The sequence below is a fragment of the Streptomyces sp. NPDC058650 genome (assembly GCF_042717315.1).
In the GTDB taxonomy this organism is placed as follows: domain Bacteria; phylum Actinomycetota; class Actinomycetes; order Streptomycetales; family Streptomycetaceae; genus Streptomyces.
On the sequence record NZ_JBHXRL010000001.1, the window covers coordinates 22,258 to 34,764 of the forward strand.

Sequence of the window (12,507 nt, forward strand, 5' to 3'; positions counted from 1 at the left end):
CACCCGCACCACCCGCACCACCCGCACCACCCGCACGACAGAGCAGCACAGAGCAGCACAGACCCCCGAAGGGCACGCACGATGGCCGAAACCCATGTCCTGTTCGTCGAGGACGACGACGTCATCCGTGAGGCCACCCAGCTCGCCCTGGAGCGGGACGGCTTCCGGGTCACGGCGATGCCCGACGGGCTCTCCGGCCTGGACGCCTTCCGGGCGCAGCGGCCGGACATCGCCCTCCTCGACGTGATGCTGCCGGGCATGGACGGCGTCAGCCTCTGCCGCCGCATCCGCGACGAGTCGACCGTGCCGGTGATCATGCTGTCGGCGCGCGCCGACTCGATCGACGTCGTCCTCGGCCTGGAGGCCGGGGCCGACGACTACGTCACGAAGCCCTTCGACGGCTCGGTCCTCATGGCCCGCATCCGGGCCGTCCTGCGGCGCTTCGGGCACGCGGGCGGCGCCGACGAGCACGGGGACGAGTCGGCGGACGGCGGCGGGCTGCTCGCCTTCGGCGACCTGGAGGTCGACACCGAGGGCATGGAGGTCCGCAAGGACGGGGCGCCGGTGGCGCTGACCCCGACCGAGATGCGGCTGCTCCTGGAGTTCTCGTCCGCGCCGGGCACCGTGCTGTCCCGGGACAAGCTCCTGGAGCGGGTCTGGGACTACGGCTGGGGCGGTGACACCCGGGTCGTGGACGTCCACGTGCAGCGGCTGCGCGCCAAGATCGGCCAGGACCGGATCGAGACGGTCCGGGGCTTCGGCTACAAGCTCAAGGGCTAGGGAACGGTGTCCTTCCGGCCCGTGAAGCCGCTCGCCCTCCGTACCGGGGTCCGCTGGAAGATCGCCGTCGCCATCGCGGCGGTCGGCGCGCTCATCGCGGTCACGCTGAGCGTGGTCGTGCACAACGCCGCCCGCATCTCGATGCTCGACAACGCGCGCGAGGTGCAGATGGAGCGGCTGCTCTTCGCCCAGCGGATGTACGAGACGTCGAAGCCGAAGGAGCCCCGCTTCGGCACGAAGATCAACGACCCGGCGCTGCCGCCCCAGCTCGACCAGCTGATGCGGGACCGGCGGCGCGGCACGTTCGTGCAGGAGCACCGGCACGGCGGGCCGCCCGACGTGTGGGCCGCGGTGCCGCTCGCCAACGGCGACGTCCTGTCGCTGCACATACCCTTCGCCGACCGCAGCACGGCGATCATGAGCGATCTGGACCGGGCGCTCGTCATCGGCTCGGTCTCGGTGGTGTTCGGCGGCTGCGCCCTCGGCGTGCTCATCGGCGGCCAGCTCTCGCGGCGGCTGCGGAAGGCCGCCGCCGCGGCCGGGCGGGTCGCCCAGGGCAACACGGACGTACGAGTACGGGACGCGATCGGCGGGGTCGTCCGGGACGAGACCGACGAGCTGGCCCGGGCGGTCGACGCCCTGACCGACGCCCTGAACGAGCGGATCGAGGCCGAGCGCCGGGTCACCGCGGACATCGCGCACGAGCTGCGCACCCCCGTGACCGGGCTGCTCACGGCGGCCGAGCTGCTGCCGCCGGGGCGTCCGACCGAGCTCGTACGGGACCGGGCGCAGGCAATGCGGACCCTGGTCGAGGACGTCCTGGAGGTGGCCCGGCTCGACAGCGCGTCGGAGCGGGCCGAGCTCCAGGAGATCGCGCTCGGCGAGTTCGTGGAGCGGCGGGTGCGGGCGCTCGGTCCGGAGGTGGTCGTCCGGGTCGTCCACGAGTCCTGGGTGAACACCGACCCGCGCCGCCTGGAGCGCATCCTGGGCAATCTCCTCGCCAACGCCGCCAAGCACGGCAAGCCGCCGGTGGAGGTCACGGTCGAGGGCCGGGTGGTACGGGTCCGCGATCACGGTCCGGGCTTCCCGGAGGCGCTCCTCAAGGAGGGCCCGAGCCGCTTCCGTACGGGGACGAGCGACCGCGCGGGCCAGGGCCACGGCCTGGGGCTGACGATCGCGGCGGGCCAGGCGCGGGTGCTCGGCGCCCGGCTGACCTTCCGGAACGTGGCCTCCGCGACGGCCCCGGAGGGTGTGGGCGGCGCGATCGCGGTGCTGTGGCTGCCGGACCACGCGCCGACGAACACGGGCAGTTTCCCGATGCTGGGGCAGCTGCCGGACTGACACGGTCCGTGACGCTCGTGTGTACGGCGGTGGGGCCGGACCCCTTTCGGGACCAGCCCCACCATCGGCGTACACCCGGGCGTCAGACCGTCTCGGCGACCTTCGGGGCGTCGTCGCCCGCCGTCGCCTTCGGCTCCGCCGGTCCGGCGCCGCGCAGCGCCACCTCCTTGACGAAGAGGGCGAAGGCGAAGGCGAGGACGGAGACCGCCGCGGCGACCAGGAAGGCGGAGTGCGTACCGGCGGAGACCGCGTGCTGGTAGGCCTCGCGCAGCGGCTCCGGAAGCTTGGCCAGGCTCGCCGCGTCGAGCTGCGCGGTCCGCTCGGTGAGCCCGGACCCGCCGCGCGCCGCCATCTCGTCCTGGACCCGGCTCGTGAAGAGCGCGCCCATGATCGCGACGCCGAAGGATGAGCCGAGGGTCCGGAAGAGGGTGGTGGAGGAGGAGGCGACGCCCATGTCCTTCATCTCGACGCTGTTCTGCGCGACGAGCATGGTGATCTGCATGAGGAAGCCCATGCCGGCGCCGAGGAGCGCCATGTAGACGCCGGACGCCGGCCGCGAGGTGCCGGTGTCCATGGTGGCGAGGAGGAAGAGGCCGGCGGTCATGAGGACGCCGCCGACGATCGGGAAGATCTTGTACTTGCCGGTGCTGGTGGTGAACCGGCCGACGAGCAGCGAGACGACCATCATCGCCATCAGCATCGGCAGGAGCAGGAGACCGGAGTTGGTCGCCGAGGCGCCCTGGACGGACTGCTGGAAGATCGGCAGGTAGAGGACCGCGCCGAACATCACGAAGCCGGTGATGAAGCCGATCAGGGACATCAGGGTGAAGTTGCGGCTGCGGAAGATGTGGAGCGGCACGATCGGGTCCTCGGCCTTGGTCTCCACCCAGAGGAACGCGGCGAGGGAGGCGAGCCCGGCGACCGTGAGGCCGACGATGGTGGCCGAGCCCCAGGCGTACTCCGTGCCGCCCCAGGTGGTGACGAGGACGATCGCGGTGATGCCGACGGTCAGCAGTGCGGCGCCGAGGAAGTCGATCCGGGTGCCCGCGACGCGCTGCTTCTTCGGCAGGTGCAGGACGGTGGTGACCATGGCGAGGGCGACGGCGCCGAGCGGCAGGTTGATGTAGAAGGACCAGCGCCAGCCCCAGTGGTCGGTGATGGTGCCGCCGACGAGCGGTCCGCCGATCATGGCGAGGGCCATGACGCCGGCCATCATGCCCTGGTACTTGCCGCGCTCGCGGGGCGGGATCAGGTCGCCGATGATGGCCATGACGCCGACCATGAGGCCGCCGGCGCCGAGGCCCTGGATCGTACGGAAGCCGATGAGCTGGCCCATGTCCTGGGCCATGCCGCTGAGCGCCGAGCCGATCAGGAAGATCACGATCGAAATGAGGAAGACGCCCTTGCGGCCGAACATGTCGCCGAGCTTGCCCCAGAGCGGGGTGGAGGCGGCGGTGGCCAGGGTGTAGGCGGTGACGACCCAGGAGAGGTGCTCCAGGCCGCCGAGCTCGCCGACAATCGTCGGCATCGCGGTGCCGATGATCATGTTGTCCAGCATCGCGAGCAGCATCGCGATCATCAGGGCGAGGAGGACGACGCGGACGCTGCGCGCCGGCGGCACCTTCTCCTCGGCCGCTTGCGTTGTCCCGCTGGTCGCCATCGCCATCCCCTTACTTGCCGCCCGGCTAGTTACTAGGATGGGGACGGTAGACCCGTAACTTGCCGGTCGTCAAGTAAGTAAAAGTCGGAGAGCGAGACCAGTCATGGCCCAGGCACGAGGCAACACCCGCCAGCGCATCCAGGACGTGGCCCTCGCGCTCTTCGCCGAGCAGGGCTACGAGAAGACCTCGCTGCGCGAGATCGCCGAGCACCTCGACGTCACCAAGGCCGCGCTCTACTACCACTTCAAGACCAAGGAAGACATCATCATCGGCATCTTCCAGGACCTCACCAGGCCCGTGGACGAGCTGATCGCATGGGCGCGGGAGCAGCCGCGCACGCTGGAGGTCAGGGAGGAGATCCTCCGCCGCTACCAGGCGTCCCTGATCAGCGCGTACCCGCTGTTCCGCTTCATGCAGGAGAACCAGGCGGCCGTCCGCGAGCTGAGCATCGGCCTGACCTTCAAGGAGCGGATGCTCGAGCTGAGCGGCCTGATCCAGGAGCCCGACTTCACCGTGCGCGACCGGGTGCGCTGCGTGAGCGCGATCTTCACGCTCCACGCGGGGATGTTCTTCATGGACAACGTCGAGGGCGACTCCGAGGAGAAGCGCGAAGCCGTCCTCGAGGTCGCCCTCGATCTGCTGAACCAGGCCCACGGGGCCGGGTAGCGGAGCTTAGATGCTCACGCCGTGCGACCGCAGGAAGGCGGCCGGGTTCACGGAGGAGCCGTAGTTCGGGGTGGTGCGGATCTCGAAGTGCAGGTGCGGGCCGGAGGAGTTGCCGGTGTTGCCCGAGAGGGCGATCTGGTGACCGGCGGCGACCTTCTGGCCGACGTGGACCTTGATCTTCGACAGGTGGGCGTACTGCGAGTACGTGCCGTTGGCGTGCTTGACGACGATCGCGTTTCCGTACGCCGGGCCGTCGCCGCCGCCGTTCGGGCCGGCCTTCACGACGGTGCCCGCGCCCGCGGCCTTGACCGGGGTGCCGGTCGGGACGGCGAAGTCCTGGCCGGAGTGCTTGTGGGCCCACATGGCGCCGCCCTGGTTGTAGCTGGCGGAGAGGGTGTACGAGGCGACCGGCTTGACCCAGGACGGGGCCGCCTTCTTCGCGGCCTTCACGGGGGTGGCCTTCACGGCGACGGCCTTCGCGGTGGCGGCCTTCGCGGTGGCGGCCTGCTGGGCAGCGGCCTTCGCGGCGGCGGCCTTCACCTGGGCGGCGACGTGGGCCTGGGTCTCGGCCTGGGCCGCGACGGCGGCGGACGCGGTCGCGGCGACCGGGGCGACGGCCTTGCCCTCGGCGGCGAAGGCGGACCCTGCTCCGGCCACCAGCGACGCTCCCAGACCGGCGACGGTGAGAGCGACGGCGGTGACACGGGCGGCGGGGTTCATAACGCGCTTCGACATACGGGGGAAAACCTCCGGGGAAGTACGGGACCCGACGCGAACGGTGCGTGGCGCCGGGCTTGCTCATCCTTGGTAACCCGGACCCCCACCTCGGCCAAAACACCCCATCTACGACATAGCGTCGTAGCGATCTCCGGGGGAGATCGACCCTTGACGGCTTTGGCTTCAACTCCTGAAACCGGACATACCGCCACAAGGAAACCCGTTTATCCGCACGTCGAAGGGGGCCGGAACTGCCCGAAAGGCCACTCAGCGCCCGGTTCGGGACCCTTCAGGCCTAAAGTCCCGACGGTTGATCCCTGAACGTCCCGAATCACCACCAAAGGTCGCCACTATTCCGGCTAGTACCCCTCGAAACGCCTGTGCGCCTTGTCACCCGGCGCCGACCGTGAATGGGACCTGGGTCACGCAACCGAGCCGTCCGGAAGACCGTCCCGCACTACGCTGACCGCTTCGGGGACCCACGGGGGGACACACATGGAACCGGCACTCATCGGCACCCGCCTCGCCTCGGCGGCGATCGGCCCACTCCTCAAGAAACTGCTGGTCAGCGACGGTCCAGGCGCCGGGCTCACCGGGAACGCGCCCACGGTGCGGCTCTCCGGCCTCCTCTCCTTCCGCGGCGAGAAGCGCACGCTCACGGAGAAGGACGTCCGCGGGCTCGCGGCGACGCTGGTCGAGCGCTCCCGGGGCGAGCGCGGAGAGGCCCCGTTCGGGGAGGCCCCGTTCCCCGCGGACGAGACCGAGGCCGTGGCCCACACCCTGGGGACGACCCTCCTCGCCCTCGGCGAGCTCGACATGGACGACGTCCAGGCCGTCCGCCTCGGCCACCGCGCCCTCGCCCGCCGCCTGCGGGCGGCGGCCCCGGCCCCCGACGGCCTCTCCACCGACTCGGTCCTCTATCTGGAGTCGATGACCGAGTGGGCCTGCCTCCACATCCTGGAGTTCTTCACCCGGCGGTCCACGTTCATCGCGCGCAGCCTGGTGGAGCAGACCCGCGGCCAGGCGGAGCTCATCGCCAAGGTCGACGCCGTCCTCACCCGCACGCCGCACGTCGGCGGCCGGGACGCGGAGTTCGAGCGCCGGTACCTGGCCCACCTGGCGAAGAAGCACGGCCGCCTCACCATCTACGGGATCGACCTGCACGACTCACCGGACCGGTGGCCGCTGGACGTGGCGTACCTGTCGCTGGAGGCGACGGGCGATGGCGGCACGGCGGACGGCGCGGCGGACGGTCTGCTGCCCCCGCCGCACGCACCCGTCCCTCTCCGCGCGGACCTCGCCCTCGCCCGGCACGACAAGGTCCTCCTGCGGGGACTCGCCGGCGCGGGCAAGACGACGCTCGTCCAGTGGCTGACGACCTCCGCGACGGCGAAGGAGCCGACGGACGGCATGGGCTACCTCTACGGCCGCGTCCCGTTCGTCCTCCCCCTGCGCACCCTCACCCGCCACGGCGAGCGGCTCCCCTCCCCCGACCGCTTCCTCGCCGCCGCCGGCTGCCCGCTCACGCCGCCCGAGGGCTGGGCCGACCGTGTCCTGGCGGCCGGACGGGGTCTGGTCCTCGTGGACGGCATCGACGAGATCCCCGAGGCCGAGCGCGGCCGGGCCCGGGACTGGCTCCGCGGGCTCCTCGACGCGTACGAGGGCAACCGCTGGCTCGTGACGTCGCGGCCCACGGCCGTACGGGACGACTGGCTGGCCCCCGAGGGCTTCACCGAGCTGGCCCTCTCCCCCATGGCCCGGGCGGAGGTCGCGACCTTCGTACGCCGCTGGCACCAGGCCGCCGGGCCGGAGGCCGCCCCGTACGAGCAGCCGCTCCTCGACGCGCTCCGCACCACCGAGCACGTCGCCCAGCTCGCCACCAACCCCCTGATGTGCGGTCTGATCTGCGCGCTCCACCGCGACCGGCGCGGCTTCCTGCCCCGTGGCCGCAAGGCGCTCTACGAAGCCGCTCTCGCCATGCTCCTCACCCGCCGCGACCGCGAGCGGGACATGGGCGCCCCGTCCGGGCTCGTGCTCGACGAGGCCCCGCAGATCCAGCTGATCCAGCGGCTCGCGTACTGGCTCACGCTCAACGGCCGGACGACGCTGGACCGCGCCCACGCGGAGACGCTCGTCGCGGAGGCCGTCCCGGCGGTCCAGGAGGCGGCGGCCCACCCCCCGGGCGCGGTCTTCACCCATCTCCTCCACCGCAGCGGGCTGCTCCGCGAGCCGACGGCCGACACGGTCGAGTTCGTCCACCGCACGTTCCAGGACTACCTGGCGGCCAAGGCCCTGGTGGACCGCTGGGACATCGGCGTCCTGGTGCGGCACGCGGCGGACGACCAGTGGGAGGACGTCCTCCGCATGGCGGTGGGCCACGCGCGCCCACGCGAGTGCGCGGAGATCCTCCGCGAACTGCTGACCGCGGCGGACGCGACGGAGGACCGCCGGATCCGGCTGCGGCTGGTGATCCTGGCGGCGACGGCCCTGGAGCACGCGACGGAGGTGGCCCCGGAAGTGCGGCAGGAGCTGCTGGCCCGCACGGCGGAGGTGATCCCGCCGCGCGGGTTTGACGAGGCACGCGAGCTGGCCAGGGTGGGTCGCCTCGTCCTCGACCTCCTGCCGGGCCCGGAGGGGCTGCACGATGGGGAGGCCCAGATGGTGGTGACGGCGGCGACCCATGTCGCCGCCGACGCGGCGATTCCCTATCTGGCCCGGTTCGCCGGCCACCCGAACATCCTGGTCCGCTCCCAGCTCGTCTGGGGGTGGTCCCGCTTCGACCCGGAGCAGTACGCCGAGGAGATCATCGCGGGCCTCGCCCCGGACGGCCTCGCCTACACCGTCGCGACCGACGAGCAGGCTGCCGCACTGGTGCGGCTCGGTCTTCGGCCCGAGTACCTGGACATCAGGGAGGGTGTCACCGAGCGCGGCTTCGCCCTCCTCCACCCTCTGCTGCCCGGCGCGCAAAGGCTCAGACTGCTCGGCGACGACAAGGGCCACTCGGTGCTCGGTGCCCTGGCAGCGCTCCGGCTGCCGCGGCTGACCATGCTCGAACTGGACGTCGACTTCGCCGATCCCCCCTTCTGGCTGATCACCGATGCCTTCCCCCACCTCCACAGTCTCGTTCTCCACGCGGGGCCCGGCGTCCGATGGGACGTGACCCCCCTCGCGCCCCTTCACCAGCTGGGTCGGCTGTACGTCCCCGACAGGGCGGAACTCATCGGCGTCGAGCACCTCCCACCCGGCGTCCGCATCCTCAAGTAGGCAAAAGGGGCGGCCCCGGAACCATCAGGTTCCGGGGCCGCCCCTTTGTCCGACTGCGCGTTACGCGTCCTTCGAGAGATTCGGGCCGGTGCCGCCCGTGGCCTCGATCGGCGGGGCGTCCGGCAGAGCCGACTTCTCCTCGCCGCGGAACGTGAACGTACGCTCGGCGCCCTCGCCCTCCGTGTCCACGACCACGATGTGACCGGGGCGCAGCTCGCCGAAGAGGATCTTCTCCGACAGCGTGTCCTCGATCTCGCGCTGGATCGTCCGGCGCAGCGGCCGGGCGCCCATCACGGGGTCGTAGCCCTTCTTGGCGAGGAGCTCCTTCGCGGACTGGGAGAGCTCGAGGCCCATGTCCCGGTCCTTCAGGCGCTCGTCCACGCGGCCGATCATCAGGTCGACGATCTGGAGGATGTCGTCCTGCGTCAGCTGCGGGAAGACGATGATGTCGTCCACACGGTTGAGGAACTCGGGGCGGAAGTGCTGCTTCAGCTCGTCGCTGACCTTCGCCTTCATCCGCTCGTAGTTGGACTTCGTGTCGCCCTGGGCCGCGAAGCCGAGGTTGAAGCCCTTCGAGATGTCCCTGGTCCCGAGGTTGGTGGTCATGATGATGACCGTGTTCTTGAAGTCCACGACCCGGCCCTGGGAGTCGGTCAGGCGACCGTCCTCCAGGATCTGGAGAAGGGAATTGAAGATATCGGGGTGGGCCTTCTCGACCTCGTCGAAGAGGACGACGGAGAACGGCTTGCGGCGCACCTTCTCGGTGAGCTGGCCGCCCTCTTCGTAGCCGACGTATCCGGGCGGCGAACCGAAGAGACGGGAAACCGTGTGCTTCTCGCTGAACTCCGACATGTCGAGGGAGATCATCGCGTCCTCGTCGCCGAAGAGGAATTCGGCGAGAGCCTTCGAAAGCTCGGTCTTACCGACACCGGACGGACCGGCGAAGATGAACGAGCCACCGGGGCGCTTCGGGTCCTTCAGACCGGCTCGCGTACGGCGGATCGCCCGCGAGAGGCCGATGACGGCGTCCTTCTGCCCGATGACGCGCTTGTGGAGCTCGTCCTCCATGCGGAGCAGGCGGCTGGACTCCTCCTCGGTCAGCTTGAAGACCGGGATGCCGGTGGCGGTCGCGAGGACCTCGGCGATGAGCTCGCCGTCGACCTCGGCGACGACGTCCATGTCGCCGGCCTTCCACTCCTTCTCCCGCTTGGCCTTCGCGGCGAGGAGCTGCTTCTCCTTGTCACGGAGAGAGGCGGCCTTCTCGAAGTCCTGCGAGTCGATCGCGGACTCCTTGTCCCGGCGGACGCCGGCGATCTTCTCGTCGAACTCGCGGAGGTCCGGCGGCGCGGTCATCCGGCGGATGCGCATCCGGGAGCCGGCCTCGTCGATCAGGTCGATCGCCTTGTCCGGGAGGAAGCGGTCCGAGATGTACCGGTCGGCCAGGGTCGCGGCCTGGACGAGGGCCTCGTCGGTGATGGAGACCCGGTGGTGGGCCTCGTACCGGTCGCGCAGACCCTTGAGGATCTCGATGGTGTGCGGCAGCGACGGCTCGGCGACCTGGATGGGCTGGAAGCGGCGCTCGAGGGCCGCGTCCTTCTCCAGGTACTTGCGGTACTCGTCGAGCGTCGTGGCACCGATCGTCTGGAGCTCACCGCGGGCCAGCATCGGCTTGAGGATGCTGGCGGCGTCGATCGCGCCCTCGGCGGCACCCGCACCCACGAGGGTGTGGAGCTCGTCGATGAACAGGATGATGTCGCCGCGGGTGCGGATCTCCTTGAGGACCTTCTTCAGGCGCTCCTCGAAGTCACCGCGGTAGCGGGAGCCGGCGACCAGCGCGCCGAGGTCCAGGGTGTAGAGGTGCTTGTCCTTGAGGGTCTCGGGCACCTCGCCCTTGACGATGGCCTGCGCCAGGCCCTCGACGACGGCGGTCTTGCCGACGCCGGGCTCGCCGATGAGGACCGGGTTGTTCTTGGTGCGGCGGGACAGCACCTGCATGACCCGCTCGATCTCCTTCTCGCGCCCGATGACCGGGTCGAGCTTGGATTCGCGGGCCGCCTGGGTGAGGTTCCGGCCGAACTGGTCGAGGACCAGGGACGTCGAGGGGGTGCCCTCGGCAGGGCCGCCGGCCGTGGCGGCTTCCTTGCCCTGGTAGCCGGAGAGCAGCTGGATGACCTGCTGCCGCACCCGGTTGAGGTCGGCGCCCAGCTTCACGAGGACCTGGGCGGCGACGCCCTCGCCCTCGCGGATCAGGCCGAGCAGGATGTGCTCGGTGCCGATGTAGTTGTGGCCGAGCTGGAGTGCCTCGCGGAGCGAGAGCTCCAGGACCTTCTTGGCACGAGGAGTGAAGGGGATGTGCCCGGACGGGGCCTGCTGCCCCTGTCCGATGATCTCCTCCACCTGCTGGCGGACCGCCTCGAGCGAAATCCCGAGGCTCTCCAGGGCCTTAGCGGCGACACCCTCACCCTCGTGGATAAGGCCCAGAAGGATGTGCTCGGTGCCGATGTAGTTGTGGTTGAGCATCCGGGCTTCTTCCTGAGCCAGGACGACAACCCGCCGCGCGCGGTCGGTGAACCTCTCGAACATCGTTAATCGCTCCTCAGAGCGGTCAGTCAGTTAGGGGTCGATCCCCTCCCTGTCCTTCCGCAGCTTAGTCCCGCAAGCGGGGACCGCTCATTCCAACTGCCGACATCCGTCCGGATCACCCCTCTTCCGCGGGGAGACCTGCCGCCGAACAACCGACAAATGCTCCAACCCGATGGTGCGAGACGATGTTCCCGCAGGCCAAGTAGTTACCCGCGCCTTGAGTACGCCGATGGCGAACGTGAGACGCCGAAGCCCGCGAGTCGCCCCTCCCCACTAGGAATGTCTTACCCGTAAGCACTGACACTCCATGCGGCGCACCCTGGTTCCCTCCGCTACCAGCGAACAACCTTGCGCTGCCGAATGCGCCCGTACGCCCCATCACGGACACCTTGCGCATCCGGAGCGGGACCCTACGTCACCGTGGACGGGTCATGGGCGTAACCAAGAGGGGTTCGCGGGAGTTGCGCAGGGCATGGCCTTCACCGTCCCGTTTCCCCGCTCGCCGCTCGACGGCGATGGCGTCGGCGCCGACGGTCTGGTGCGGTGGTACGAGCACGAGCTCGGCTGGGCGGCGGTGCCGGGCCCCCCGGTGCAGCTGGTCACGGGGCTGCGCTTCGACGTCCTGGAGCTGCCCGCCACGGCCGGCCGTGGCGTCCTGCGCCGGATGGGCGCGGCGACGGGTCCGGTGGCCGTGCTGGGGCGCCGGATGCGGCTGCTCGTGGCCGCGGGGAGCGCGGAGGAGCTCCCGGGGCTGCTCGACTGGCTCGAGTGGGGCGGGATCTCACTGGATCTCGCGATCCTGGGCACCGACGGCCGGATGACCGCGCCCCTTCCCCCGGGGCGGGGCGGTTCCGGCGCGCCGGGTGCCGCGGTCTGGCTGCGGCCGCCCGTGCCGGGGCGCGAGGTCGAGTCCTCGCTTCCGGCCCTCCGGTCCGCACCCTGGGGCGGTGCGGACGCCCCCTGCCTGGTGCGCCTCGTGGCCGCCGCCGCGGCGGAGTGCCACCGGGTGCGGCTGCTGAGTGCCCGGACCGGTGGCCCGGCGCCTCAGCAGCTGCCGCCTCAGCGGTTCGCGTCCTCGTAAGCGGCCTTGACGGTCGCGGGCACACGACCGCGGTCGTTCACGTCGTAACCGTTCTCCTTGGCCCACGCGCGGATCTTCGCGGTGTCGGGGCTGCCGGCCGCGACACGGCCCTTGCCGCGCCCGCCCGTGGTGCGGCCACCGGTCCGACGGCCGCCCGTGGTGTACGGCTCGAGCAGGCCGCGGAGCTTTTCCGCGTTTGCGGTGGTGAGGTCGATCTCGTAGGTCTTGCCGTCCAGCGCGAACGTCACCGTCTCGTCCGCCTCGATGCCGTCGAGGTCGTCGACAAGAAGGACCTGAACCTTCTGTGCCACCGGATTTCCTTTCATCGAAAATGCAGTACGCGGAAAGGAAACCGCTTTTCCCGGAAAAACACAAACCCCTGGGAGAGGTTCAGAACCCCGACGGCACGGGAAA

Annotated in this window: 9 protein-coding genes; 5 read left to right on the top strand and 4 right to left on the bottom strand. The window is 70.6% G+C overall.

Annotated features, from left to right (window positions below):
* Positions 1 to 81 precede the first annotated feature (81 nt).
* Positions 82 to 780 (top strand): two-component system response regulator CseB, encoded by a 699-nt coding sequence (cseB, locus tag ACFWWU_RS00105; RefSeq protein ID WP_384137248.1) that lies wholly within the window; start codon positions 82 to 84, stop codon positions 778 to 780.
* 21 nt (positions 781 to 801) lie between these two features.
* Entirely contained in the window at positions 802 to 2,121 is a 1,320-nt protein-coding gene (gene cseC, locus ACFWWU_RS00110; RefSeq protein ID WP_384138357.1) for a two-component system sensor histidine kinase CseC, read from the top strand.
* 82 nt (positions 2,122 to 2,203) lie between these two features.
* Here the strand turns inward: cseC and ACFWWU_RS00115 are convergent, their stop codons facing one another.
* Entirely contained in the window at positions 2,204 to 3,781 is a 1,578-nt protein-coding gene (locus ACFWWU_RS00115; protein ID WP_384137250.1) for an MDR family MFS transporter, read from the bottom strand.
* 103 nt (positions 3,782 to 3,884) lie between these two features.
* On the opposite strand from ACFWWU_RS00115, the gene ACFWWU_RS00120 reads away from it, so the two are divergent.
* Entirely contained in the window at positions 3,885 to 4,448 is a 564-nt protein-coding gene (locus ACFWWU_RS00120) for a TetR/AcrR family transcriptional regulator (RefSeq protein ID WP_384137251.1), read from the top strand.
* Between the two features lie 6 nt (positions 4,449 to 4,454).
* Here the strand turns inward: ACFWWU_RS00120 and ACFWWU_RS00125 are convergent, their stop codons facing one another.
* Entirely contained in the window at positions 4,455 to 5,183 is a 729-nt protein-coding gene (locus ACFWWU_RS00125) for a M23 family metallopeptidase (RefSeq protein ID WP_384137253.1), read from the bottom strand.
* A gap of 477 nt (positions 5,184 to 5,660) precedes the next feature.
* Between ACFWWU_RS00125 and ACFWWU_RS00130 the strand changes: the two genes are divergently transcribed.
* Entirely contained in the window at positions 5,661 to 8,429 is a 2,769-nt protein-coding gene (locus ACFWWU_RS00130; RefSeq protein ID WP_384137255.1) for an NACHT domain-containing protein, read from the top strand.
* 60 nt (positions 8,430 to 8,489) lie between these two features.
* On the opposite strand, the gene ACFWWU_RS00135 is transcribed toward ACFWWU_RS00130, so the two are convergent.
* Complete coding sequence (locus ACFWWU_RS00135; protein ID WP_384137257.1) at positions 8,490 to 11,012, bottom strand: ATP-dependent Clp protease ATP-binding subunit; 2,523 nt, start codon at positions 11,010 to 11,012, stop codon at positions 8,490 to 8,492.
* 472 nt (positions 11,013 to 11,484) lie between these two features.
* Here ACFWWU_RS00135 and ACFWWU_RS00140 point away from each other — a divergent pair, with 472 nt between their 5' ends.
* Entirely contained in the window at positions 11,485 to 12,093 is a 609-nt protein-coding gene (locus tag ACFWWU_RS00140; protein ID WP_384137258.1) for an SCO3374 family protein, read from the top strand.
* Here the strand turns inward: ACFWWU_RS00140 and ACFWWU_RS00145 are convergent.
* Positions 12,072 to 12,404 carry an Lsr2 family protein gene (locus tag ACFWWU_RS00145; RefSeq protein ID WP_384137260.1) on the bottom strand — a complete coding sequence of 111 codons (333 nt, stop codon included), beginning with the start codon at positions 12,402 to 12,404 and terminating at the stop codon, positions 12,072 to 12,074. The genes ACFWWU_RS00140 and ACFWWU_RS00145 overlap by 22 nt on opposite strands.
* Positions 12,405 to 12,507 lie beyond the last annotated feature (103 nt).